General features: G+C 69.4%; 18 protein-coding genes and 1 riboswitch. Of the genes, 14 read left to right on the forward strand and 4 right to left on the reverse strand.

The features are described 5' to 3' along the window. The first annotated feature begins 6 nt into the window (after window positions 1-6). From WAF18_RS02435 to WAF18_RS02445, 3 genes are all read left to right on the forward strand, one after another. The gene (locus WAF18_RS02435) at window positions 7-1,335 is read left to right on the forward strand and encodes an MFS transporter (protein WP_337243701.1); all 1,329 of its coding nucleotides are present in this window, start codon (window positions 7-9) and stop codon (window positions 1,333-1,335) included. Then, window positions 1,332-1,937 carry a 2-hydroxychromene-2-carboxylate isomerase gene (locus tag WAF18_RS02440; RefSeq protein ID WP_337243702.1) on the forward strand — a complete coding sequence of 202 codons (606 nt, stop codon included), beginning with the start codon at window positions 1,332-1,334 and terminating at the stop codon, window positions 1,935-1,937. Before WAF18_RS02435 ends, WAF18_RS02440 begins: the two co-directional genes overlap by 4 nt. A 150-nt stretch (window positions 1,938-2,087) precedes the next feature. Beyond that, complete coding sequence (locus tag WAF18_RS02445) at window positions 2,088-3,491, forward strand: DcaP family trimeric outer membrane transporter (protein ID WP_337243703.1); 1,404 nt, start codon at window positions 2,088-2,090, stop codon at window positions 3,489-3,491. Here the strand turns inward: WAF18_RS02445 and WAF18_RS02450 are convergent. Beyond that, the gene (locus WAF18_RS02450; protein ID WP_337243704.1) at window positions 3,488-4,435 is read right to left on the reverse strand and encodes a LysR substrate-binding domain-containing protein; all 948 of its coding nucleotides are present in this window, start codon (window positions 4,433-4,435) and stop codon (window positions 3,488-3,490) included. The genes WAF18_RS02445 and WAF18_RS02450 overlap by 4 nt on opposite strands. Before the next feature lie 112 nt (window positions 4,436-4,547). Here WAF18_RS02450 and WAF18_RS02455 point away from each other — a divergent pair, with 112 nt between their 5' ends. Both WAF18_RS02455 and metE read left to right on the forward strand, forming a co-directional pair. Then, window positions 4,548-5,258, forward strand: a complete 711-nt coding sequence (locus tag WAF18_RS02455) for an NAD(P)H-dependent oxidoreductase (protein WP_337243705.1) — start codon at window positions 4,548-4,550, stop codon at window positions 5,256-5,258. An 18-nt stretch (window positions 5,259-5,276) separates the two neighbouring features. After that, window positions 5,277-5,509, forward strand: a riboswitch (cobalamin riboswitch). A gap of 209 nt (window positions 5,510-5,718) precedes the next feature. Beyond that, window positions 5,719-8,037 carry a 5-methyltetrahydropteroyltriglutamate--homocysteine S-methyltransferase gene (metE, locus tag WAF18_RS02460; protein WP_337243706.1) on the forward strand — a complete coding sequence of 773 codons (2,319 nt, stop codon included), beginning with the start codon at window positions 5,719-5,721 and terminating at the stop codon, window positions 8,035-8,037. A gap of 36 nt (window positions 8,038-8,073) precedes the next feature. Here the strand turns inward: metE and WAF18_RS02465 are convergent, their stop codons facing one another. Both WAF18_RS02465 and WAF18_RS02470 read right to left on the reverse strand, forming a co-directional pair. Next, window positions 8,074-9,144, reverse strand: a complete 1,071-nt coding sequence (locus WAF18_RS02465) for a FecR domain-containing protein (protein WP_337243707.1) — start codon at window positions 9,142-9,144, stop codon at window positions 8,074-8,076. Further along, window positions 9,141-9,701, reverse strand: a complete 561-nt coding sequence (locus WAF18_RS02470) for an RNA polymerase sigma factor (protein ID WP_337243708.1) — start codon at window positions 9,699-9,701, stop codon at window positions 9,141-9,143. The genes WAF18_RS02465 and WAF18_RS02470 overlap by 4 nt, the downstream gene beginning before the upstream one ends. Before the next feature lie 168 nt (window positions 9,702-9,869). Here WAF18_RS02470 and WAF18_RS02475 point away from each other — a divergent pair, with 168 nt between their 5' ends. The 4 genes from WAF18_RS02475 (at window position 9,870) to WAF18_RS02490 (ending at window position 17,072) form a co-directional block, all read left to right on the forward strand. Next, the gene (locus WAF18_RS02475; protein ID WP_337243709.1) at window positions 9,870-12,899 is read left to right on the forward strand and encodes a TonB-dependent receptor; all 3,030 of its coding nucleotides are present in this window, start codon (window positions 9,870-9,872) and stop codon (window positions 12,897-12,899) included. A 34-nt stretch (window positions 12,900-12,933) separates the two neighbouring features. Beyond that, on the forward strand, window positions 12,934-14,877 hold the full coding sequence (locus tag WAF18_RS02480) for a prolyl oligopeptidase family serine peptidase (protein ID WP_337243710.1): 1,944 nt from the start codon (window positions 12,934-12,936) through the stop codon (window positions 14,875-14,877). A 140-nt stretch (window positions 14,878-15,017) separates the two neighbouring features. After that, window positions 15,018-15,743 carry a transposase gene (locus tag WAF18_RS02485; RefSeq protein WP_337243711.1) on the forward strand — a complete coding sequence of 242 codons (726 nt, stop codon included), beginning with the start codon at window positions 15,018-15,020 and terminating at the stop codon, window positions 15,741-15,743. Between the two features lie 120 nt (window positions 15,744-15,863). Continuing rightward, window positions 15,864-17,072 carry an IS4 family transposase gene (locus WAF18_RS02490; protein WP_337243712.1) on the forward strand — a complete coding sequence of 403 codons (1,209 nt, stop codon included), beginning with the start codon at window positions 15,864-15,866 and terminating at the stop codon, window positions 17,070-17,072. Window positions 17,073-17,106: 34 nt separating this feature from the next. Here WAF18_RS02490 and WAF18_RS02495 read toward each other — a convergent pair whose 3' ends face one another. After that, window positions 17,107-18,462: a short-chain fatty acyl-CoA regulator family protein gene (locus WAF18_RS02495; protein WP_337243713.1), complete on the reverse strand. Its 1,356-nt coding sequence runs from the start codon at window positions 18,460-18,462 to the stop codon at window positions 17,107-17,109. Between the two features lie 121 nt (window positions 18,463-18,583). Here WAF18_RS02495 and WAF18_RS02500 point away from each other — a divergent pair, with 121 nt between their 5' ends. Genes WAF18_RS02500 through mmsB form a run of 5 tightly spaced genes read left to right on the forward strand, consistent with a single transcriptional unit; the run spans window position 18,584 to window position 24,176 of the window. After that, window positions 18,584-20,092, forward strand: a complete 1,509-nt coding sequence (locus tag WAF18_RS02500; protein WP_337243714.1) for a CoA-acylating methylmalonate-semialdehyde dehydrogenase — start codon at window positions 18,584-18,586, stop codon at window positions 20,090-20,092. 2 nt (window positions 20,093-20,094) lie between these two features. After that, window positions 20,095-21,273, forward strand: a complete 1,179-nt coding sequence (locus WAF18_RS02505; protein WP_337243715.1) for an acyl-CoA dehydrogenase family protein — start codon at window positions 20,095-20,097, stop codon at window positions 21,271-21,273. After that, window positions 21,270-22,079: an enoyl-CoA hydratase gene (locus WAF18_RS02510; protein WP_337243716.1), complete on the forward strand. Its 810-nt coding sequence runs from the start codon at window positions 21,270-21,272 to the stop codon at window positions 22,077-22,079. Before WAF18_RS02505 ends, WAF18_RS02510 begins: the two co-directional genes overlap by 4 nt. Further along, window positions 22,076-23,236: an enoyl-CoA hydratase/isomerase family protein gene (locus tag WAF18_RS02515; RefSeq protein WP_337243717.1), complete on the forward strand. Its 1,161-nt coding sequence runs from the start codon at window positions 22,076-22,078 to the stop codon at window positions 23,234-23,236. The genes WAF18_RS02510 and WAF18_RS02515 overlap by 4 nt, the downstream gene beginning before the upstream one ends. 40 nt (window positions 23,237-23,276) lie before the next feature. Next, window positions 23,277-24,176, forward strand: a complete 900-nt coding sequence (mmsB, locus tag WAF18_RS02520; protein ID WP_337243941.1) for a 3-hydroxyisobutyrate dehydrogenase — start codon at window positions 23,277-23,279, stop codon at window positions 24,174-24,176. Window positions 24,177-24,275: the final 99 nt, after the last annotated feature.

Raw genomic sequence — 24,275 nt, forward strand, 5'->3', positions numbered from 1 at the left:
GTCCACATGAGCAAGACAGACCACAAGGCGCCGCGTCCGCGGCGCCAGTACGTCACTGCGGGCATCGCCAGCATGATGGGGACCACGATCGAGTGGTACGACTTTTTTCTCTACGGCACTGCCGCGGCACTGATCTTCAACAAGATCTTCTTCCCCGAGTTCGATCCACTCGCCGGCACGCTCGCCGCGTTCGCGACCTACTCGGTCGGCTTCTTCGCCCGCCCACTGGGCGGCGTGATCTTCGGCCACTACGGCGACAAGATCGGCCGCAAGTCCATGTTGCTGATCACGCTGTTCCTGATGGGCGTGCCGACCATCCTGATCGGCCTGATTCCGTCCTATGAATCGATCGGGTACTGGGCGGCGGTGTTACTGGTGACCATGCGCTTTTTGCAGGGCATCGCGGTCGGCGGCGAGTGGGGCGGCGCGGTGTTGATGGCAGTGGAGCACGCACCCGAGGGCAAGAAGGGCTTCTTTGGCAGCTTGCCGCAAGCCGGTGTCGCCCCTGGCCTGATTCTGTCCTCGCTCGCGATGGGCGCGGTGGCCGCACTCCCCGAAGACCAGATGCTCAGCTGGGGCTGGCGCATTCCGTTCCTGGCCAGTGTCGTGCTTCTGCTGGTGGGGTGGTTCATTCGGGTCAAGGTCGCCGAGTCGCCGGACTTCGAACACATGAAGCGCAAGGGCGACAAGGTCGAAATGCCGGCCAAGGTCGTGCTCAGAAAGTACCCCCGTGAAGTGATGACCGTGGTGGGCGCGCGTCTGGCCGAAGTGACCTGGTTCTACACCGTCGTGACGTTCGCGCTCGCTTACGCCACCGGGACGCTGGGCGTTCCGCGCGCGGTGATGCTCGATGCCACGGTGTGGGGCGCTCTGGTGGCGCTGTTCACCATGCCCTTGTGCGGCATGCTCGGCGACCGCGTGGGTTTCAAGCGGATGTTCATGGCCGGCGCGGTGGGCATCCTGGCGTTCTCGGCGATGTTCTTCGCGATGCTCGGCACGCTGGACCCCGGCTCGATCACGCTGGCGGTGTGCATCGCGATCGGCGTGATCTACGCGGCGCTGTACGGGCCCGAAGGCAGCCTGTTCTCGGCCCAGTTCCCGCCCGAGGTGCGTTACAGCGGTATCTCGATCGCCGTCCAGGTGTCGGGTGCAATCGGCGGCGGCCTCGCGCCGATCGTCGCCACCGCCCTGCTTGCTTATGGCGATGGCGATCCGAAGTTCATTGTCTGGTACCTCAGTGCTCTGGGCGTCGTGGCGATCGTAAGCACCTACTTCATGCATGGCCCGAGCAAGTTCGCCGCGCCCGAGGTGGCGCCGGTCGGAGCACGCGGATGAGCCGGGGCGCGATCGACTACTACGTCTGGTTGAACTCGGACTGGGCCTACCTCGGCGCAGATCGGCTTGAGGCCATCGCCGGACGCCTGGATGTGCGGATCGTCTACAAGCCGGTCGATCTGCCGGATGTGTACGCGCGCACGGGCGGGGTGCTCTTGCCCCAGCGGTCGCCCGAACGTCAGGCCTATCGCATCACCGAACTCAAGCGCTGGTGCGCAAAGCTCGGGATCGACGTCAATCCGACACCCAGGTACATGTGCCCCAATGCCGATCAGGCCTCGCGGCTGGTGATCGCGGCCGATGAAATGGGCTTGGATGTGGCGTCGCTGTACAAGGCGATCCTGCGGGCGCAATGGGTCGAGGAGCGCGATGTGTCCTGCGCGCAGACCTTGCGGGAGATCCTGCAAGCGCAACGGATCGATGTCGCTGCCGTCTGGGCGCGGTCCCAGTCCGCGGACGTCGAGGCGACCTATCGACGCTTCACCGACGAGGCGGTTGCCGCTGGCGTCTTCGGCTCGCCTTCCTATGTGTACCGGGGCGAGGTGTTCTGGGGCCAGGATCGGCTCGACATGCTCGAAGAGAAGATCCGCAGCTGCGTGTGACGCCACTGCTCGCCTGCGTGTTTGAGGCGAGCGTGGGCCACGGTACGCCCACCACATACCCCGCGTGTCCTCTGGCGCTGCGGCGCTGGATCGGACGCCTGTTGCCCGCGCCACCGTGGCGCGCGCGTTGCCCCTGGGAGGGACGCCATCATGAAAAAGACAGCATTGGCCCTGCCGCCGTTAGTGCTTGCGCTGGCGGTCGCCACCTGCGTGCCGGCCGCCGCACAGGAGCTCGATGTGGCGGCGATCCATCTGCGGCTGACGCAGATGGAAGACGAGATGCAGGCATTGCGCGCACTGCTGGCCGGGCACGCCGAGGCGACTGGGACTGCGGCAGGTGCGTCCCCGCACGCCACTGCGGCGCCACCCGCAGCGCTGGCGCCGGCAACCGTCTCGACGTCGGGCGCGTCGCGGTCCGCAGTCGTGCCTGCCGCGACGCCAACTGGGGCAGGCAGCGGCCGTCCGGCTGGGACGACCTTCGAGTTCGGCGGCTTCATCAAGTTCGACGCAATGACCACCACGACCAGCGACGGCAAGATCGCCGACGGGACTCCGGGTCGTCTGTTCTACTTCCCTGGCGCAACGCCGGTCGCCGAGCCGGGCCAGGCGCGGCGCCGCACCTACAGCGACTTGCACGCACAGTTCTCGCGCTTCTCATTCGCCACCGACACCACCACCGACAACGGCAACACCATCAAGGCCTACATCGAGGCCGACATGTACGGTGGCGGCAGCCATGCATTCGCCGGCAACGAGACCATCACCAATACCTACGCGCTGACCCTGCGTCATGCGTATGTGCGCTACGGAAACTGGCTGGCGGGTCAGACCTGGTCGAACTTCCAGGACACCGCGGCGTTGCCCGACATGGTCGACTTCACCGGACCGTCCGAGGGCACGGTGTTCAACCGCCAGGCCCAGCTGCGCTACACGCAAGGGCCGTGGTCGTTCTCGGTCGAAAATCCCCAGACGACGGTGACGCCCTACCTGTCGCGGTCGGCCCGCTTCAACAGCGACGACAACCGCGTGCCCGACATCACGGCCCGTTGGCTGGCGCGCGGCGACTGGGGCCACTTCACGGTGGCGGGCCTCGCCCGACAGTTCCGCAACGGGGCCGACACGGCCGCCGGCGGCGCACTCAGTGTGTCGGGTCGCTTCAACCTCGGCCAGAACGACGACATTCGCTACATGCTCAGCGGCGGAAGCGGCATCGGCCGCTATCTGGGCTTTGCGCTCGCCAGCGATACCGTGCTCGATGCGGATGGCGATATGCACGCGCTGCGTGGTTACGGCGGCTTCGTGGCATGGCGCCATGCGTTCACGCCCAGGCTGCGAGGCAATCTCGCCTACTCGGCCGCGGCCTTCGACAACGATGCAATGCGAACCGGCGGCCTAGTGACGCGAACCTCGCAGTCGTTCCGGATCAACATGATCTATTCGCCCGCGCCCAGGTTCGATGTCGGCGGGGAGATCAGTTGGGCGCAGCGGCGCCTGGAGAACGGGCTCGAGGGCGACTTGCAGCGCATCCACACGCACGTGAAGTACAGCTTCTAGTCGTCCCGGGCGTCGCGTGATGCGGTGTCGAAGCGCGCGGCGTGGCGGGCGAGGAACGCGTCGGCCTCTGCGCGCAGCCAGGCGCCGACGGCGGCGACGGCCGGTGTGTGCGTGGTACCGGGCGCGGCCAGCAGACGGAAGTCGTGGCCGTCGAGCGCGGGGCCGAACGGGACCCGCAGCACGCCGTCTTCCAGTGCGTCGGCCACCAGGGCGACGCTCGCCAGTGCGATGCCTTGGCCGGCGATCGCGGCCTGGATGGCATGCGCTTCGTCGGAGAAGCCGAGTTCGCCGCCGTGCGTATCCGGCAGGCCGGCGGCGCGGCACCAGCGCGGCCAGTCGGGGGTGTGGGCGTCCTGCAGCCGCCAGGCGTAGCGCAGCCGCGGCACGGTCGCCAGCGCCGCCGGGCCGGCCAGCGCCAGGCCGGGGGCGCAGACCGGAATGAACCGTCCGGGCAGCAGCGGCCAGGCCTCGACCTGAGGACCCGGCGCGGGCCCGTAGCGGATCGCCAGGTCCGCGCCGCCGGCGGCCAGCCGGACCGGGTCGTCGGCCGCGTGCAGGTGCAGATCGACTTCGGGCGCGGCCGCAGCGAGCGCCGGCAGGCGCGGCAGCAGCCAGCGCGCAGCAAAGCCGCGGGTCGTGCTCAGCGTCACCGCGGGCCGGCGCGTCTGCCGTTGCAGGTCGGCGACGGCGGCGGCGATGCCGTCGAAGCCGCCGCGCACGCTCGGGTACAGGCGTTGCCCGGCTTCGGTCAGCCGCACCTGACGCACCTGTCTTGCGAACAGTGGCAGGCCCAGCCAGTCCTCGAGCTGGCGGATGCGGTGGCTGACCGCGGTGGGCGTCAGCGACAGCTCTTCGGCCGCGGCCTTGAAGCTCTGGCGTCGGGCGGCGGCCTCGAACGCGCGCAGTGCGCTTAGCGGGGGCAGGCGAGCGGGCGGAGCATGCATGAAGGAAATTCATCCATCGAACGAAAAAGCATCGTTTGTCGGGCGCTGAGCGGGCGTTAATCATGGGGCAGCGCCGCAGTGCGCATTCTCCCCCAAATTCGACAGGTGAATCATGCTCAGCTTGCTCCATCTCGACGGCAGTGCCCGCGACGGTTGTTCGGGCGAGGTCCCGCACGGCTCCCACACCCGCCGGCTCGGCGCCCGCTTCGTCGCACGCTGGCAACGCCGGCGCCCCGGCGATCGCATCGTCTATCGCGATCTTGCCCTGACACCGCCTGCGCATGTCGACGGCCGCTGGATCCATGCCGCGTTCACGCCGCCGGCGCAGCGCACGCCGTGGATGATCGAGCGGCTGGCCGAAAGCGATGCGCTGATCGAAGAACTGCTCGGCAGCCCGCTCGTGGTGATGGGGGTGCCGATGTACAACTTCGGCATGCCCGCGCCGGTCAAGGCCTGGATCGACAACATCGTGCGCGTGGGCCGCACCTTCGGTTTCGATCGCGCGCGCACCGGTGCGCCGTACTGGCCGATGCTGGCCGGTCAGGGCCGCCGCGCCGTGCTGCTGGGTGCGCGCGGCGATCACGACTACGACCCCGGTGGTCGCAACGCCGGCGACAACCTGGTCGAGCAGGGCGTGATGACGCCGCTGCGCTACATGGGCATCACCGACGTCGACCGGGTCGCGGTGGAATACGACGAGTTCGCCGATGCCCGGCTTGCGGCCTCGATCGCGCGCGCCGAGGCCGCGGTCGATGCGCTGGTCGATCGCCTGGCCGACGAGGCCGATGCGCGGGAGCGGGCCGCCGCGGCCACGCCCGCTTGACCGCCCGTGCAGCCGGGGCTACCGTGTCGCCGCCAAGGTTCATCTCTTCATGCGAATGAAGCGATGATTAAAAGGGAAGCCGGTGCGCCGCATGGCGGCAATTCCGGCGCTGCCCCGCAGCGGTAACTGGAAACGACCCCCGTCAACGCACTGGCGCCCGTCCGGGCCGGGAAGCGACGGGCAGTAGGCCCACCACCTCGCAGGTGGCCCGTCCATGAGCCCGAAGACCTGCCTTGGCCGTGCGCACCGACAGGCGCGCACGTACGACCTGGGGCCTCCGCGGGGAGGTGCACGGGCATCGCGCCGCGCTTGTCGCGGCCGGTCCCGCACGTCCGCACGCAGGCCCCGGTTCGCCCGAGGGGGCGAAGGTCGGCCGTGTGGCAGGCGGGCGCGCGCAGGCGCGGTGCACGCCATGCGGGCCCTTCGTTCCTCAATCCCACGCATTGAGGACGCATCCACCATGACCGGCATCACCAATCTCGGCTTTCCCCGCATCGGCCGCAAACGCGAGCTCAAGCGCGCCGTCGAACGTCACTGGCGCGGCGAGGCCGACGCCGCGCAGTTGCAGGCAGTGGCGCGCGAGCTGCGCCTGCGCCATTGGCGCCTGCAGCGCGAGGCCGGCGTCGCCACGCCACCGAGCAACGACTTCTCGCTCTACGACCAGGTGCTCGATGCCGCCTTCGGCGTCGACGCGATCCCCGAGCGCTACCGCGCGCTGGCCGATGCCGATCCGCTGGCCGGTTACTTCGCGCTCGCGCGGGGTCATCAACAGGACGGGGTCGACCTGCATGCGCTGGAGATGACCAAGTGGTTCGACACCAACTACCACTACCTGGTGCCCGAACTGCAGGCCGGCCAGCGCTTCGCGCTGCGCGACGACAAGCCGGTGCGCGAATATCTAGAAGCCAAGGCCGAGGGCATCGAGACCCGGCCGGTGCTGCTCGGGCCGGTCACGCTGTTGTGGCTGTCCAAGACCGTCGACGGCAGCGATCGCTTCGCGCTGCTCGATACGCTGCTGCCGGTGTACGCCGAGTTGCTGGCGCGGCTGCAGGTCGCCGGTGCGGCCTGGGTGCAGATCGACGAACCGGCGCTGGTGCTCGACCTCGACCCTGCGGTGCGTGCGGCCTACGGCCGGGCCTACGCCGCGCTCGCCCAGGGCGCGCGACCGAAGCTGCTGCTGGCGACCTACTTCGGGGCGCTGGACGACAACCTGCAGTTGGCCGCGTCCTTGCCAGTCGACGGCCTGCATGTCGATCTGGTGCGCGGGCGCGAACAACTCGATGCGGTGCTCGGCGCGCTGCCGGCCGGGCGCACGTTGTCGCTGGGGCTCGTCGACGGCCGCAACATCTGGCGCACGCGGCTGGACGATGCGCTGGTGCTGGCGCGCTATGCGATCAGCGCGCGCGGCGGCGATCCGGTGTGGCTGGCGCCGTCGTGTTCGTTGCTGCACGTGCCGGTCGACCTGGCGGACGAGACCGCGCTGGATGACGAGCTACGCAGCTGGCTGGCCTTCGCCCGGCAGAAACTCGACGAACTGCGCCTGCTGGCCGACGCCCTGGCCGACCCTGACGCCGCCGAGCCGGCACTGGCCCAGGCGCGCGACGCGATCGCCGCGCGGCGCGCCTCGCCCCGCGTCCAGCGGCCGGCGGTCGCCGCGCGGGTGGCCGCACTCGATGCGTCCGCGTCGCGTCGCGCGACGCCCTATGCCGCGCGTCGAGCCGCGCAGGATGCGTTGCGCCCGCTGCCGCTGTGGCCCACGACCACGATCGGCTCGTTCCCGCAGACGCTCGAGGTGCGGCAGGCGCGTGCGGCGCACAAGTCCGGCAAGCTGAGCCAGGCCGACTACGATGTGTTCATCGCCGACCAGATCGCGCACTGCGTGCGCGTGCAGGAAGACCTCGGGCTGGATGTGCTGGTGCACGGCGAGTTCGAGCGTAACGACATGGTCGAGTACTTCGGCGAGCAGCTCGATGGCTTCGCGTTCACCAAGAACGGCTGGGTGCAGAGCTACGGCTCGCGCTGCGTGAAGCCACCGGTGATCTACGGCGATGTCGCCCGCCCGGCGCCGATGACCGTGCGCTGGTCGCAGTACGCGCAGTCGCTGACCGCGCGGCCGATGAAGGGCATGCTGACCGGCCCGGTGACAGTGCTGCAATGGTCGTTCGTGCGCGACGACCAGTCGCGTGCCGATACCTGCCGGCAGATCGCACTGGCCTTGCGCGACGAGGTGACCGACCTGGAGGCGGCCGGCATCGGCGTGATCCAGATCGATGAGCCGGCGCTGCGCGAGGGCCTGCCGCTGCGGCGCGCCGATTGGGCGGCGTATCTGGACTGGGCGGTCGAGAGCTTCCGCATCAGCGCGTCGGGCGTGGCCGACACCACCCAGATCCACACCCACATGTGCTACTCGGAGTTCAACGACATCATCGAGGCGGTCGCGGCGATGGACGCCGACGTGATCTCGATCGAGACCTCGCGCTCGCGCATGGAACTGCTCGAGGCCTTCGTGCGGTTCCGCTATCCCAACGGCATCGGCCCGGGTGTCTACGACATCCATTCTCCGCGTGTGCCCGATATCGAGGAGATGACCGCGTTGCTGCGCCGGGCAGCCGAATCGATTCCGGTCGCCCAGCTGTGGGTCAATCCCGATTGCGGGCTCAAGACGCGCGGTTGGCCGGAAACGCGCGCGGCGCTGGCGGCGCTGGTGGCGGCCGCGCGCGCCTTGCGTGCGCAGGCGCAGCGCAGCCAGGCCGAGCCGGTTGCAGCCGTACCCGCTTAGCGCGCGGGTCGAGGTCGGGCGCCGCGCGCGTCGTCGTCAGTGCTTGGCGACGGTGCGACGCCCGGTCTGGCCGGGGGCGTGGCTCGCATGGCGGTCCGGGGCGTGACGCAGGCGCAGGCGGCCCGGCGTGCTGGCGTCGGCCACGATCGGATACGCCTCGCATAGCGCACCAACGAAGGCCAACGGCGCATCGCTGCGGAACACACCGGTCACGCGCAGTTGTGTCAGCGACGCGTCTTCGATGACGATGCGCTCGTGGCTGTAGCGGTTGAACTCGGCCACGACCTCGGCCAGCGTCGCGTCCTCGAACACCAGCCGGCCCGACAGCCAGGCCGGTGCGGCGGGCTTGCGCAGGGTGCCGATCTGCGGTGTGTCGAGATCGCGGCTGAGCCGTGCGGTCTGGCCGGCGACCAGGCCCAGCAACGGGGCGGGGCGGTCGTCGCGGCTGTCATCGAGCGGCAGCAGCACGACCTCGCCTTCGATCAGGGCGACGTCCAGCGCATCGGCGCGCCGGTTCAGTTCGAACTCGGTGCCGACCACGCGCAGTCCGCCGTGCGCGGTATGCACGGTCAGCGGCCGGCGTTCGCGGGCGACGCGGAAGAATGCGCGGCCGCGGTCAAGGACCACTGTGCGCGTGCGCGGCCCGAAGGCGACGTGCAGCCGGCTGTCGGTGTCCAGGGTGATGCGGGTGCCATCCTCGAGCGCCAGCTCGCGCCGCTCGCCGACGCCGGTGGCGTAGACACGCTCGGTCGGCGCGGCCGGCACCAGCAGCTGCCAGGCGCCGAGCAGCGCCAGGGCGAGCGTGGCCGCCAAGCCCGCGGCGACCGGCCAGCGACGACGGGGACGCGTGCGCTCGCTGCGATCGGCCGGCGCAACCGCGTCCAGGCGGCGCGCGATCTCCGGATCCGGTGCATGCGTGCCCAGCCCGGTCCACAGCCGCTCCAGGCGTTCGTAGGCGGCGCGATGGCGGGGATCGGCGTCGATCCAGTCCTGCCAGGCGCGCAGGTCGGCGCCGCTCACGTCGTCCGCGCGCAGGCGTGCGAACCACGCGGCTGCGCGGCGCCGGATCGGGTCGCCGCCTTCGATCAGCTCGAGCTCAGGCTTCATGCCTCGTCCAGGGTCGCATCCAGGTGCATCAGGGCCCGCATCATGTGCTTCTCCACCGCGCTCACGCTGATGCCAAGCCGCTTGGCGACGGCGCTGTAGGTCAGCCCATCATATCGCTGCAGCAAGAAGACCTCGCGGCAGCGCGGCGGCAAGGCATCGAGCGCCTGCAGGAACCGCTGCAGACGCGCCTTGTCTGCGTAGACGCACTCGCAGAACGGTTCCTCACTCTGCCAGGCCGCGGCGACCGCCTCGATCGACACGTGGTCGGATGCGCGGTGGCTGCGGTCGCGGCGGAAGCGGTCGCGCAGCAGGTTGGAGGCGATGCGCATCAGGAAGGCTTCGACGTTCGCCAACCCGGCCAGGCGATGGCCCGGCTGCTGGCTCAGGCGCGCCAGCGTGTCCTGGGTCAGGTCCTCGGCGTCTTCCGCGCTCGTCAGGTGCCGCGAGAAATAGCGCAGCAGCGCCGGCCGGTAGTGCTGGGCCAGACGGGTGACGTTCCGCTCGTCGGGCTGCGGCGAGGCAGCCTCGGACGCCTTGCCGGGGGCGGGCGCAGTCATCGGGTGTGGGAGGAGGGCAGACGAATGTCGTCTTCGAACCCTATGTGACCGGCCCGTGATGAGCAAGCTGAGGAATTGTTGCGGTCGTGCGTCTACATCGAGGACAGGGGCGTCATGACCATTCGTCATGGACGGGCGGGGACCGATCACGACTTTCGAGGGGATTTCATGGCAAAGGGTTTGAAGGCACGCCGCGCGCGTCGCCATTCGTTGCATCCGCTGGCGCCGGCACTGGCGATCGCGCTGGGGTGCATGGTCGGTGTCGTCGTCCCGGCGTCGGCGCAGGAGGCGCAGCGCGAGTACGCGGTGCAGAGTCAGCCGCTGGGCGCGGCGCTCAACCAATTGGCGCTCAGCGCCGAGCGCGAGATCATCGTGGCGCCGGACCTGGTCCGCGGCCTGACCGCGCCTGCGGTCTCCGGGCGCCACAGCCTGAGCGAAGCATTGGACCTGATGCTCGCCGGCACCGGGCTCACCTATCGCGAGAGCGATGGCCGGGTGATCATCGTCGCCGACGAGAACGCGCCGCGCGCGGCAGCGTCGCCGTCGGCGTCCGGTGCGCGCACGGCGGTCGGGGGGCCGTCGGGCGATGCGGTCAGCCTGGACACCGTCCGCGTGTCGGCCTCGCGTATCGACCGGCCCGATTTCGTCTCCCCGACGCCGATCCTGCCGATCAGCGCCGAAGAGTTGAACCTGGACATGCGCACCAATATTGGTGCCGCGCTCAACGACCTGCCGCAGTTCCGCGCGACCAGTTCGCCGCAGACCACCGGCTCCAACACCGGCGCCGGCAACGCCCCGGTCGACCTGCGCGGCCTGGGCATCAGCCGCACCCTGGTGCTGCTCGACGGTCGCCGCGTGTCGGGCGACAACGACCTCAACACCGTGCCTTCGGTGCTGGTGAAGTACGTGGATGTGGTGACCGGCGGTGCGTCGGCGGCCTGGGGCTCGGGTGCGGTCGGCGGTGTGGTCAACATCACCCTGGATCACGACTTCGAGGGCGTGAAGTTCGGCGCGCAGGCCGGGCGTTCGACCTATTCGGATGGCGACGAAAAGCGCTTCGAGGGCGCTTGGGGTACGCGCTTTGCGGGCGATCGCGGTCACCTGCTGGTCGGCGGCGAGTTTCTCGACAACGACGGCATCGTGCCGCGCAGTGCCCGGCCGCGAGCCGGCCGCTGGTCGACGCTGCGGATCGACGGCCAGCCGACGCTGATGCCCGACGTGGGCTTCGCCGATGCCGCGATCGGCGGCCTGATCGTTGGCGCCCGCGATGCGAGCGGCAATGCGGTGCGTGGCTTCTCGCTGACCGGCCAGGCCTTCAACCCCGACGGGTCGTTGCGCCCCTTCGATTACGGCACCGTGGTCGGCGCGCTGATGAGCGGCGGCGAAGGCCCGTCGAACGACGACTACAGCCCGCTGAGCGCGCCACAGAAGCGCTATTCGACGCTGGCCAGCGTGCGCTACGACCTCACCGACACCGTCCGGATGAGCGCCGACGTGCGTCACTCGCGCATGTACAACCACTACATCTGGTTCGGCGACCACAACCGCGGCAACCTGTCGATCGGTCTGGACAACGCGTTCCTGCCGGATGCCGTGCGCGAGGAGATGCTCGCCGCCGGTGCCAGCACGCTGACGCTGGGCCGGTTCAACAATGACATCAACTATCCGCGGATCGACTTCGAGCGCCGCACCACCCAGGCCACGCTGGCGTTCGACGGCTATGCCGGCGACTGGCGCTGGAGCACCTACTACTCGCATGGCGAGGCGGAGCAGAACTTCGACACGCCCGGCTTCGTGCTGCGGCAGGAGTGGGCGAACGCGATCGACTCGGTCATCGACCCGGTGACCGGTGCCCCGGTGTGTCGGGTGACGCTCGCCGATCCCAGCGTCGCCTGCGTGCCGATCAACGTGTTCGGCGAAGGCGCGCCGTCACAGGCGGCGGCCGACTACGTGACCGGCACGCCCAGCCAGCGCTCGACGGTCAAGCTCGACACCTTTGGTGCGAGCCTGCGCGGCGAACCGTTCCAGATGCCGGCTGGCGCCGCGTCGGTGGCGGTGGGCGTGGAAGCGCGACGCGAGTCGATCGACCAGCGCGTCGGCGCGCTCGATGCGGCGAAGGCCTTCCGCTCCTTCAGCTTCAACCCGATGCAGGGCAGCTTCACGGTCAAGGAGTTGTTCGGCGAGGTGCTGCTGCCGATCGCCAAGGACCGCGGCCTGCTGCACGACTTCGGCGTCAACGCTGCCGCGCGCGTGTCCGACTATTCCACCACCGGGGCGATCTGGTCCTGGAAGCTGGGCGCGACCAATGAGTTCTTTCCGGGCTTTCGCGGCCGCATCGCGCGCTCGCGCGACATCCGCTCGGCCAACCTGAGCGAGCTGTACACCACCAGCACCACCGGCTGGAGCACCGTGCTCGATCCGGTCACCGGCCAGACGGTGTATGCGCTGAGCAATGGCGGCGGCAATCCGGCGCTGACGCCCGAGACCGCCGACACGCTCACGGTCGGCCTGACCTGGTCGCCGCAGTCGGTCGAGGGGCTGGATCTGTCGGTGGACTACTTCGACATCCAGATCGAGGACGTCATCACCACGGTGGGCTTGCAGGACATCCTCAATCGCTGCGCGGCCGGGAACCCTGCGATGTGCGCACGCGTGGAGCGCGATGCCGGCGGCAACATCACCCGCATCGTCTCCACCTACACCAACCTGTCGCAGTACAAGACCGACGGCGTGGACATCGAGCTGGCCTACAAGCGGCCGACGACGCTGTTCGGCGTGGGCGGCACGCTGACCACGCGCACCCTGGCCAGCTGGATCAACAGCCTGACCACCGACGATGGCATCAGCAACATCGAGTATGTCGGTTCGCAGGGCTATGCGTTCGGCCTGGGCGTGCCGCGCTGGCGCGCGGTCAGCAGCCTGACGTTCAACAGCGACCGGTTCTCGGCCAACGTCCGTGCCCGTTACATCTCCTCCGGGCAGTACGACCGCAACCAGGCGATCGTCAACGGTGCGATCGGCAGCTACCTCTACTACGACCTGGGCGCGAGCACGCGCTTGGGCGAGGGCGGGCAGCTGGAGCTGTACGGCGCGATCAACAACGTCACCAACAAGCAGGCACCGATCGGCTCGACGTTCTCGCCGTACTACGACGTGATGGGCCGCTACTACACCGCCGGCGTTCGCCTGAAGTTCTGAGCGTCCCGCTCCCCGACACGAAGGTATGACTTCCATGAAGACCGCACACCAGGCGCTCTTCGGTCTCACGTTGCTGGTGGCAGCGACGGTCGCATCCGCGACCGTCGCCGTGCCCCCGGCGGTGCTGGCCGACGGCGTCCCCGAGATTCCCGACGACACCGCGACGCGCACGCGGCCCTACCTGGAGTTCCGCAGCGCGCAGTTCCTGGGCTGGAACACCGCCGATCGTTCGATGCTGATCAAGACCCGCTTCGGCAGCACCGATCAGCTGTTCGAGGTCGCCCGGCCCGACGGCGCGCGTCGGCAGATCAGCTTCGAGGCCGAGCCGACCCCGTTCGCGACCCATGCACCGGCCGGCGCGCCGGCGCTGGTGGTGCAGAAGGACGTCGGCGGCGATGAGTTCTTCCAGCTCTACCGGCTCGACGAAGGCCGGCTGACGCTGCTCACCGACGGCAAGAGCCGCAACGCGTTTGGTGCCTGGAGCCGGGACGGGCGCTGGGTCGGCTATTCGTCGACCCGCCGCAACGGCACCGATGCCGATCTGTATGTGATCGATCCGCGCGATCCGTCGACCGATCATCGGGTGGCGACGGTCACCGGCGGCGGCTGGAACATCAGCGACTTCTCCGCCGATGGCCGTAACGCCCTGGCGATCAACCGCTTGTCGATCAACCAGGCGGTGATCGCCGAGATCGACCTGCGCAGTGGCCGCATGACCTCGCTGACCGACGCGGCGCAGGCCGCCTCGTATGCGGACGCACGTTACGCGGCCGATGGCAGCATCTGGGCGCTGTCGAACCGCGATGCGGACGTGGTGCGCCTGGGCAAGCTCGATCGTCGCAGCGGCGCGTTCACGGCATTGAGCCCGGAAACGCCATGGGATGTGACCGATTACGCGGTCGCCGACGATGAGCGCTTCGTCGTCTATGCGATCAACGATGCCGGCGTGTCGCGGCTGCGCGTGCTCGATCCGGCCAGCGGACAGGTTCGCAACGTCGACGGTCTGCCCGACGGGGTGCTGCACTGGAGCTTCGGGCACCTGCTGCAGATCGCGCCCTGGGGTGAGATCGGCCTGAGTCTGTCGGCCTTCGACGTGCCGGGCGATGCGTTCTCGATCGATCCCGACACGCTCGCGGTCCGCCGCTGGACCCGCAGCGAGGCGGGTGGGCTGGATCTGGCGCGCAACCGGGCGCCCGAGCGGGTCGAGATCCGCAGCTTCGACGGCGAGGCGATGTCGGGCTTTCTGTATCGCCCGGACCCGGCGAAGTTCCCCGGCAAGCGGCCGTTGATCATCGACATCCACGGCGGCCCCGAGGGCCAGAGCCGACCGGGGTTCCTGGGCACCGACAACTACCTGGTCAACGAACTGGGCATCGCGATCTTCCTGCCCAACGTGCGCGGCTCGTCCGGCTTCGGCCGGCGGTTCCTCGATCTCGACAACGGGCCGTGGAAGCGCGAGGACTCGGTGCGCGACATCGGCGCGTTCCTCGATGCGCTTGAGCAGGACGCGGCACTGGATCCGGCGCGCTTCGCGGTCTACGGATTCTCCTACGGCGGATACATGTGCTACGCCTCGGCGGTGCATTACAGCGACCGCCTGCGCGCGGCCAGCTGTGCGGTGGCGATCTCCGATTTCGTCACGTTCCTGGAGAACACCCAGTCCTATCGCCAAGACCTGCGGCGCGTCGAGTACGGCGACGAACGCATTGCCGAACAGCGCGCCAAGCTCGCCGAGATCTCGCCGCTGCGCAACGTCGATCGCATCCGCGTGCCGCTGATGGTGGCCACTGGCGGCAATGACCCGCGCGTGCCGCCATCGGAGGCCGAACAGATCGTCGCCGCCGTGCGCGCCAACGGCGGTCGCGCCTGGCACGTCCTCGCCCGCAACGAAGGCCACGGCTTCCACAAGCGCGAAAACCGCGACTACATCTTCTGGGCCGGCGTCACCTTCTGGCAGGACACCCTGCTCGACGACTGAAACCAGGGTCAGAGTGCATTTCCCCGCACCAGAACCGGGGTCAGCGTGCAATTTCCCCACATGACGGCGAGCGGCGCCCCGATGGCGTCGCTCCCGTCGCACGGGCATCGTCGCTCGCACGCCAACGCAAGGATGCGAGCATGCCCCGACGCCCCCGGATCGACCTGCCCGATGTGGCTCAGCACATCGTCCAGCGCGGCAACGACCGCCAGCCCTGCTTCTTCGACGACACCGATCGCCTGGGCTATCTGCAGGATCTGCGCGAGATCGCGCGCCAGCACGGCTGCGCCATCCACGCCTACGTGTTGATGACCAATCACGTGCACTTGCTGGCGACCCCGACGGCCGCCGGGCAGATCGCGCGCATGATGCAGTCGCTGGGCCGGCGCTATGTGCGCTGGATCAACGCGCGTCACGGCCGCACCGGCACGCTGTGGGAGGGGCGCTACAAGGCCTGCCCGGTGATCGGCGAGGCCTATCTGCTGCGCTGCCTGCGGTACATCGAACGCAATCCGCTGCGCGCTTGCATGGTCGACGATCCGGCCGACCATCCGTGGTCCAGTCATCGCGGCAACATCGGTGCCGTGGACGATCCGCTGCTGAGTCCGCATCCGGCCTGGCAGGGCTTGGGGGCGACCGACGCGCAGCGCCACCAGAACTGGCGCGTGTTCGTCACAGACGCCGTGGACGCGAACGAGACCGAGACCGTGCGCGCGCATCTGCAGCGGCAGCGCCTGTACGGGCCCGAACACGCACGGCAGGCGGTGGAGGCAAGGCTCGGCCGGCCGGCGGGGCCGGGCAGGCGGGGGCGGCCATGTCGGCAATCGCGCGGGTGTGCGGACGCGGCGGTAGAAAATGCACTCTGACCCTGAGGTATCCCCGAATTTTCCTGAGTCAGATCAGGAAGTTGCGTTCGGGAGAGGTGGAAACAAGTGCGCGCATGGCGCAGTCTTCAAGGTGACTAAGCCAGAGAAGGACTGCGAGCCATGCGCGCCAGCGAAGTATTGCAGAGGTGTCTGGGGGATGCACTAGGACCGATGCATGCCTTGCGTGCGCGGGCGTTGTTGAAGGCGGTGGAAGCGCTGAGCTCGGGTTGGCGACTGACGCTGATGGACCTGGCGCGATGCTGGCCGGGAGCCAAGCGGGTGAGTGCCCCGCTCAAGGCAGCAGATCGGTTGTTGGGCAATCGGCATCTGCAAGCCGAATGTCTGTCGCTGCATACCGCGATGGCGCGTTGGTTGTTGCGAGGAGAGCGGCCGTTGATCGTGATCGACTGGAGCGATCTGAGGGCCGATAAATCCTGGTGTTTGCTGCGGGCCGCCGTTCCCGTCGGTGGCAGGACACTGACCTTGCTTGACCGGGTATACCCGGGCGATGAGCAAGGCTCTCCCCGCGCCGAACGGCAGTTCCTGCAACAGTTGCAGGCGCTGATTCCCGAAGGGGTACGCCCGATCCTGATCACCGATGCCGGCTTCCGCACGCCGTGGTTCCGGGCGGTGCAGGCGCAGGGCTGGAGTTGGGTTGGCCGTCTGCGTGGCACGACGTTGGTCAAGCCGGCCGAGGACAATCGACCGGCACAATGGGTGCCGTGCCGGTCCCTTTGGCAGCTTGCGCAAGGCAAGCCGCGCGAACTGGACCTGATGCACATCAATCGGAGCAATCCGCTGGTTTGCCGTCTGGTGATCCACGGCAAGACCCCTCGTGGGCGCAAGCACTACAGCCGACGCCACCCAACCCAGGTCGCACGCAACTCGCATAGCCGCAAAGCGGCGGCAGGCGTGCGAGAGCCATGGCTGATCATCGCCTCACCGGATCTGACCGAAGCCAATGCCAACCAACTGGTTGAACTGTATGCGCGTCGCATGCAAATCGAGGGCAGCTTCCGAGATCTCAAATCACACCGCTACGGCGCTGCCTTCGAGGACAGTCTGACGCGCCAAGGCCCGCGACTGAGCATCCTGCTGATGCTCAACACCTTGGCCTGCTTTGCGTGCTGGCTGGCGGGCCTGGCCGCCGAGCGCGCCGGCCAGGCCAGTTGGCTGACGCCGCGCAAGAGTATCCGCAGGCTCTACTCGACCCTGCGTCTGGGGCGGGAAGCCTTGCGCAGACGCTGGCCAATGGAACCCATCAGTCAATGGCTGGCCCGCCTACACGCACTGCCTGGGCACGTGCTGCAACAGATGCTGTTGAGCTAGAAACGTGGGGATACCTCAGACTCTGACCCCGGTTTTAGAGGGGCGGCAGGCGCAGGGGCGGGAAGGCGCGTTGGACGCAGTCGGTGCGTTCGCAGACTTTGCAGCCCGGGCCGATCGGGGTGGCGGTGGCGAGGTCGTCGAGGTCGAGGCCGCGCGAGTAGGTCAGGCGGCCGGCGTGGCGCAGGTCGCAGCCCAGGCTGACGGCGAAGGTCTTGCGCTGCCGGCCGTAGCCGGTCGGGCCGCTCTCGACCTGGCGGGCCAGCCAGAAGTGGCGGCGGCCGTCGGGCATGCGCGCGACCTGGGTCAGGATGCGGCCCGGCTGGTTGAAGGCCTCGTAGACGATCCACAGCGGGCAGGCGCCGCCGACGTGGGAGAAGTGGAAGTCCGTCGCCGAATGGCGCTTGGAGATATTGCCGGCGCGGTCGACGCGCACGAAGAAGAACGGCAGGCCCGGCCGGCCAGGGCGGGCGAGCGTGCTCAGGCGATGGCAGACGGCCTCGAAGCCGACACCGAAGCGGTGGGCGAGGCGGTCGATGTCGTAGCGCTCGGCCTGGGCGGCGTCGAGGAAGGCGCCATAGGGCATCACCAGCGCGCCGGCGTAGTAGTTCGACAGGCCAATGCGGGCCTGCGCGGCGCGTTCGGGATCGGCGAAGCCGGCCTGGGCGACCAGCGTGTCGATCAGCGCGCCGTGCTCGCGCAGCGCGAGTTCGGCCGCCATCTGGAACGCCTGCTGGCCGGGCTGCAACCAGTCCGACAGCCACAGCGTGCGGGTGTCGGGATCGAAGCGGCGCTTGTCGTCGAACCCGTCGCCCAGCGCCACGGTGATGCCGTGGGCCTCGCGCAGCCGCTGGCGCAGCCGCGGGGCGACTTGGCCGGCGACCAGCCCGTGCGCGCCGAACGCGGCTTCGGCGATGTCGTCGAGCTCGGCGACGTGATTGCGGCGGCGGTTGAAGTAATCGCGCACCGGGTCGCCGTCGGGCCCGGCGAGCTCGACCTCGCCCAGTTGCGCGGCGAGCACGTCGGCGCGTTCGCGGATCGCGCGCTGACGGCGGTGCAGGTCCAGCAGCACGCGGGCGATGCCGGGCAGGTCGCCGGCCAGGGTCTCCAGTTCCTCCGGCGTGGCCGCGGTCTCGCCGAGGTCGGCCAGCGCCTCGCGCAGTTCGCCGACCAGGGCGGCCGGGCCGGCATCGTCGAACAGTGTCGGCTGCGGGCCGAGCAGCGCTTCGAGCCGCGCTTGCACCGCAGGGGTGAGCGGGCGCTGGTCGCGCTCGATCTGGTTGAGGTAGCTCGGCGACAGCGCCAGCGCCTGGGCCAGCGCGGCCTGGGCCAGGCCGTGTTGCTGGCGCAGGCGGCGCAGGCGGGCACCGACGAAGCGCTTGGGGCGGGACATGACGATTCGCAACCTTCGCAAGAATGTGCTCGATGTTCGCACGATACGCGGTGATGAACGGGCGCCGGGCGGCGCGATCCTGCGAATAATGCGAATCCCGTCCCGCCCGCAGGCCCGTCCCATGTCGAATGCCCCGCACTCCGTCCCGTTGCTGATCGACGGCGAGTTCGTCCAGTCCCAGACCCGCGAATGGCGCGATGTGGTCAACCCGGCCACGCAGGCGGTGCTGGCGCGTGTGCCGTTCGCGACCGCGGCCGAGGTCGATGCTGCCGTCGCCGCTGCGCAGAAGGCATTCAAGACCTGGCGCAAGACCCCGATCGGCACGCGTGCGCGGATCTTTCTGAAGTACCAGCAGCTGATCCGCGAGCACATGAGCGAGCTGGCCGCGATCCTGACCAGCGAGCAGGGCAAGACCCTGCCCGACGCCGAGGGCGACGTGTTCCGCGGTCTGGAGGTGGTCGAGCACGCCGCGGCGATCGGCAACCTGCAGCTGGGCGAGCTGGCCAACAATGTCGCCAACGGCGTCGACACCTACACGCTGTTGCAGCCGCTGGGCGTGTGCGCCGGCATCACCCCGTTCAACTTCCCGGCGATGATCCCGCTGTGGATGTTCCCGATGGCGATCGCGACCGGCAACACCTTCGTGCTCAAGCCCTCCGAGCAGGACCCGCTGGTGACGATGCGCCTGGTCGAGCTCGCGCTCGAAGCCGGCATTCCCAAGGGCGTGCTCAACGTCGTCCACGGCGGCCCGGACGTGGTCAACGCGATCTGCGACCACGCCGACATCAAGGCGGTCTCGTTCGTCGGCTCGACCAAGGTCGGCACCCACGTCTACAACCGCGCCTCGCTCGCCGGCAAGCGCGTGCAATGCATGATGGGTGCGAAGAACCACGCGATCCTGCTGCCCGACGCGAACAAGGAGCAGACCCTCAACGCGATGGCCGGCGCCGCATTCGGCGCGGCCGGCCAGCGCTGCATGGCCGCCAGCACCGCGGTGCTGGTCGGCGAGGCGCAGGCCTGGATTCCCGACCTCGTCGCCAAGGCCAAGACACTGAAGGTCGGCGGCGGCACCGAGGCCGGCACCGATGTCGGCCCGGTGATCTCGTGCGCGGCGCGCGAGCGGATCGAAGCGCTGATCGCTTCGGGCATCGAGGACGGCGCGACGCTGGAACTCGACGGCCGCAACCCCAAGCTCGACGGCGACTACGCCAAGGGCAATTTCGTCGGCCCGACGATCTTCTCCGGGGTCAAGCCCGGCATGCGCATCTACGACGAAGAGATCTTCGGGCCGGTGCTGGTGATCCTGTCGGCCGAATCGCTCGACGAGGCGATCGAGATCGTCAACGCCAACCCGAATGGCAACGGCGTCGCGGTGTTCACCCAGTCGGGCGCGGCCGCGCGCAAGTTCCAGGAGGAGATCGATGTCGGCCAGGTCGGCATCAATGTGCCGATCCCGGTGCCGGTGCCACTGTTCTCGTTCACCGGCTCACGCGCGTCCAAGCTCGGTGACCTCGGTCCGTACGGCAAGCAGGTGGTGACGTTCTACACCCAGACCAAGACGGTGACCGCGCGCTGGTTCGACGACGAGACGCTGGGCCACGGCGTCAACACCACGATCAGCCTGAAGTGATGATGGCGGCCACCACCACCGCCGGCGCCGATTTCGGCCTGACCGAAGAGCAGGCTGCGTTTCGCGAGGCCGCGCGCGATTTCGCCGCCGCGCAACTCGCGCCGCAGGCCGCGCACTGGGATGCGGAGGGCATCTTTCCGCGCGAGGTGATCGCCGGTGCCGGCGCGCTCGGCTTCTGCGGCATCTACACGCCCGAGGACGCCGGCGGCATCGGCCTGTCGCGGCTGGATGCGGCGCTGATCTTCGAGGAACTGTCGGCGGCCGACCCCTCGACCGCGGCCTACATCAGCATCCACAACATGGCGACCTGGATGCTCGCGTCTTGGGCCACGCCGCGCGTGCGCGGCGAATGGGCCGCCGCGATGGCCAGCGGCGACAAGCTCGGCTCCTACTGCCTGACCGAGCCCGGCGCGGGCTCCGACGCCGCCTCGCTCAAGACCCGCGCGGTGCGCGATGGCGACGACTACGTCATCGACGGCAGCAAGGCCTTCATCTCCGGCGCCGGTGCCACCGACATGCTGATCGTCATGGCCCGCACCGGTGGCGAGGGCGCGCGCGGGATCAGCGCGTTCGCGGTGCCGGCCGACCTGCCGGGCATCGAGTACGGCAAGAAGGAAGAGAAGATGGGCTGGAACAGCCAGCCCACCCGCACGATCAGCTTCACCGGCGTGCGCGTGCCGGCCGACCATCTGCTCGGCGCGGAAGGCGAGGGCTTCAAGATCGCGATGAAGGGCCTGGACGGCGGCCGCATCAACATCGCGGCCTGCTCGCTGGGCGCCGCTCAAGGTGCGCTCGACGCCGCGCGCGGGTACCTGCGCGAGCGCAAGCAGTTCGGCAAGGTGATCGGCGAGTTCCAGGCGCTGCAGTTCAAGCTCGCCGACATGGCCACGCAGCTGGTCGCCGCCCGGCAGATGGTGCACACCGCCGCGCGCAAGCTCGATGCCGGCAGCGCCGATGCCACGGTGTGGTGCGCGATGGCCAAGCGCTTCGCCACCGATGCCGGCTTTGCCGTGTGCAACGATGCGCTGCAGTTGCACGGCGGCTACGGCTACATCCGCGAATACCCGGTCGAACGCCTGTTGCGCGACAGCCGCGTGCACCAGATCCTGGAAGGCACCAACGAGATCATGCGCGTGATCGTCGCGCGCCATCTGCTCAACACCGAGGAGGACCTGCGATGAGCCACACCGCCCACGACTACCGCAAGCGCGACTGGACCGGGCTCGGGCTGGACATCGACGGCCACACCGCGATCGTCACGCTGCGCAATCCGCCCGCCAACACCTGGACCGTGCACAGTCTGGCGGCGCTGCGTGACCTGGTCGCCGCGCTCGACGGCGACCGCGACATCTATGCGCTGGTGATCACCGGCGAGGGCGAGAAGTTCTTCTCGGCCGGCGCTGACCTCAAGCAGTTCGCGTCCGGCGACAAGGCCGCTGCGCGCGAGGCCGCGCGCCGCTTCGGCGAGGCCTTCGAGGCGCTGAGCGCGTTCCGCGGCGTGTCGATCGCCGCGATCAACGGGTATGCGATGGGCGGCGGGCTCGAGTGCGCGCTGGCCTGCGACCTGCGCATCGCCGAGGCGCAGGCGCAGCTCGCGCTGCCCGAAGCGACTGTGGGTCTGTTGCCATGCGCGGGCGGCACCCAGAACCTCACCCGCCTGGCCGGCGAGGGCTGGGCCAAGCGCATGATCCTGCTCGGCGAGCGCATCGACGCGGCGACCGCGCTGCGCATCGGTGTGGTCGAGGAGGTCGTGGAGCGCGGCGAGGCGAAGGCGCGCGCACTGGACTGGGCGGCCAAGGCCGCCAAGCAGTCGCCGACCAGCGTCGCGGCCTGCAAGCGGCTGGTGCAGACCACGCGCAGCCAGCCCGCGGTCGCCGGGCTGATCGCCGAGCGCGAACTGTTCGTCGACCTGTTCGACACCGCCGATCAGAAGGAAGGCGTCGCCGCATTCCTGGAAAAGCGCAGCCCCGTGTGGACCAACGCATGAGCGCGGCCGATCCCGCTGCGGTGCTGTTTGAAGAGCGCGCCGCCGCTGGCGGCCGCCGCGTGGGCATCGCCACGCTCAACCGGCCCAAGACCCTCAACGGTCTGTCGCTGGAGATGGCGCGGCTGCTCGATGCGCAACTGGTGGCCTGGGCGCAGGACGAGGCGATCGCCCTGGTCGTGCTGCAGGGCGCCGGCGAGAAAGCGTTCTGCGCCGGCGGCGACCTGCATGCGCTGTACGAGAGCATGACCGCCTATCGCGCAGCGGGCGCTACCGACGTGCGCGACAACGCTTACGCCGCCGAGTTCTTCGAGGTCGAGTACCGCCTCGACCACCGCATCCACACCTATCCCAAGCCCGTGCTGTGTTGGGGCCATGGCATCGTCATGGGCGGCGGCATCGGGCTGATGGCCGGCGCCAGTCACCGCGTGGTGACCGAGCGCTCGAAGCTGGCGTTCCCGGAAATCACCGTCGGTCTGTTCCCGGATGTCGGCGGCAGCTGGTTACTCGCCCGTGTGCCGGACCGCGCCGGCCTGTTTCTCGCGCTGACCGGCGCGCTGCTGGGGCCGGGCGATGCGATCCACGCGCAGTTGGCCGACGTGCATCTGGCCGAGGCCGATCGCGAGGCGGTGTACGACGCCATCGCCGCCGAGACCTGGGCGCACGACGACCGCGATAACCATGCGCGGCTGGATGCGCTGCTGCAGCGCTTCGTCGCCTCGGTCGAGGCCGGCCCGCTGCAGCGGCACGCGCAGACGGTGGCGGCGGTCTGCGCCCACGCGCGGCTGGAGGACATCGTCGAGGCGATCGCCGCACTCGACGCTGGCGACGACGCCTGGCTCGCCGCGGCGCAGAAGACGTTTGCCGCCGGTTCGCCGGGATCGGCGCGGCTGGGGTTCGAGCTGCAGCGCCGTGCGGCCGACCTGTCGCTGGCCGACGTGTTCCGCATGGAATACGTCGCCGCACTGCACTGCGCCGCGCATGGCGATTTCGCCGAGGGTATCCGTGCGCTGCTGATCGACAAGGACCGCACCCCGCGTTGGGAACCGGCGACACTGGCCGCCGCGACGCCGGCCTGGGCGCAGACCTTCCTCGTCGCACCCGATTGGCCGGGCGGCGCGCATCCGCTGGCCGACCTGGCCGCGCTACGCGCCGCGTGACCCGCCGGCCGTCGAAGACCGCACGCCCCATCCGTATCACCTGGAGAACTACATGACTCGCATCGCCTTCATCGGACTGGGCAACATGGGCGGGCCGATGGCCGCCAACCTCGCCAAGGCCGGCCACGCCGTGCGTGCCTTCGACCTCAATACGGACGCGCTTGCCCCGGTCGTGCAGGCGGGCGCGAGCGCCGCTGCCAGCGCTGCCGATGCGGTGGTCGAGGCGGAGGTCGTGATCTCGATGTTGCCGGCCAGCCGCCACGTCGAAGGCCTCTACCTGGGCGACGACGGCCTGATGGCGACGCTGCCCGACGGCGCGCTGGTCATCGACTGCAGCACGATCGCACCGGCCTCCGCGCAGAAGGTCGCCGCTGCGGCGAAGGCGCGTGGTCTGCAGATGATCGACGCCCCGGTCTCCGGCGGTACCGCCGGTGCCCAGGCCGGCACGCTGACCTTCATCGTCGGCGGCAGCGCGGACGCGCTTGAACGCGCCCGGCCGGTGCTCGAGGCGATGGGCAAGAACATCTTCCACATGGGCGATGCCGGCGCCGGTCAGGTCGCCAAGCTGTGCAACAACATGGCGCTGGGCGTGATCATGGCCGCGACCGGCGAGGCGATCGCCCTCGGCGCCGCGCATGGCCTGGACCCGAAGGTGCTGTCGCAGATGATGGCGGTCAGCACCAGCCGCAGTTGGGCGACCGAGGTCTGCAATCCGTGGCCCGGCGTGCTCGAGAATGCGCCGGCATCGCGCGGCTATACCGGCGGCTTCGGCAACGACCTGATGCTCAAGGACCTGGGCCTGGCCGCGGAGGCCGCGATGGGCACGGGCGCGGCGGTGCCGCTGGGCGAGTTGGCGCGCAACCTCTATGCGATGAACAGCCAGGCCGGTAACGGCGGGCTGGATTTCTCCAGCGTGGTGACGCTGCTGCAGCGACGCTGATCTGAACACCCGCCCGGTATCGCCGGGCGGGTGACCGTGCGGGACCGCCGCGGGCAGCGCTCGGGGGCATCGAGGGACGCGGCTGCCGTTGCGTCGGAC

This window comes from Luteimonas sp. gir, from assembly GCF_037198055.1.
In the GTDB taxonomy this organism is placed as follows: domain Bacteria; phylum Pseudomonadota; class Gammaproteobacteria; order Xanthomonadales; family Xanthomonadaceae; genus Luteimonas; species Luteimonas citri_A.

Coding starts and splice junctions, on each gene's coding strand:
- WAF18_RS02435 (WP_337243701.1), top strand. CDS start 7: ATGAGCAAGACAGACCACAAGGCGCCGCGTCCGCGGCGCCAGTACGTC.
- WAF18_RS02440 (WP_337243702.1), top strand. CDS start 1,332: ATGAGCCGGGGCGCGATCGACTACTACGTCTGGTTGAACTCGGACTGG.
- WAF18_RS02445 (WP_337243703.1), top strand. CDS start 2,088: ATGAAAAAGACAGCATTGGCCCTGCCGCCGTTAGTGCTTGCGCTGGCG.
- WAF18_RS02450 (WP_337243704.1), bottom strand. CDS start 4,435: ATGCATGCTCCGCCCGCTCGCCTGCCCCCGCTAAGCGCACTGCGCGCG.
- WAF18_RS02455 (WP_337243705.1), top strand. CDS start 4,548: ATGCTCAGCTTGCTCCATCTCGACGGCAGTGCCCGCGACGGTTGTTCG.
- metE (WP_337243706.1), top strand. CDS start 5,719: ATGACCGGCATCACCAATCTCGGCTTTCCCCGCATCGGCCGCAAACGC.
- WAF18_RS02465 (WP_337243707.1), bottom strand. CDS start 9,144: ATGAAGCCTGAGCTCGAGCTGATCGAAGGCGGCGACCCGATCCGGCGC.
- WAF18_RS02470 (WP_337243708.1), bottom strand. CDS start 9,701: ATGACTGCGCCCGCCCCCGGCAAGGCGTCCGAGGCTGCCTCGCCGCAG.
- WAF18_RS02475 (WP_337243709.1), top strand. CDS start 9,870: ATGGCAAAGGGTTTGAAGGCACGCCGCGCGCGTCGCCATTCGTTGCAT.
- WAF18_RS02480 (WP_337243710.1), top strand. CDS start 12,934: ATGAAGACCGCACACCAGGCGCTCTTCGGTCTCACGTTGCTGGTGGCA.
- WAF18_RS02485 (WP_337243711.1), top strand. CDS start 15,018: ATGCCCCGACGCCCCCGGATCGACCTGCCCGATGTGGCTCAGCACATC.
- WAF18_RS02490 (WP_337243712.1), top strand. CDS start 15,864: ATGCGCGCCAGCGAAGTATTGCAGAGGTGTCTGGGGGATGCACTAGGA.
- WAF18_RS02495 (WP_337243713.1), bottom strand. CDS start 18,462: ATGTCCCGCCCCAAGCGCTTCGTCGGTGCCCGCCTGCGCCGCCTGCGC.
- WAF18_RS02500 (WP_337243714.1), top strand. CDS start 18,584: ATGTCGAATGCCCCGCACTCCGTCCCGTTGCTGATCGACGGCGAGTTC.
- WAF18_RS02505 (WP_337243715.1), top strand. CDS start 20,095: ATGGCGGCCACCACCACCGCCGGCGCCGATTTCGGCCTGACCGAAGAG.
- WAF18_RS02510 (WP_337243716.1), top strand. CDS start 21,270: ATGAGCCACACCGCCCACGACTACCGCAAGCGCGACTGGACCGGGCTC.
- WAF18_RS02515 (WP_337243717.1), top strand. CDS start 22,076: ATGAGCGCGGCCGATCCCGCTGCGGTGCTGTTTGAAGAGCGCGCCGCC.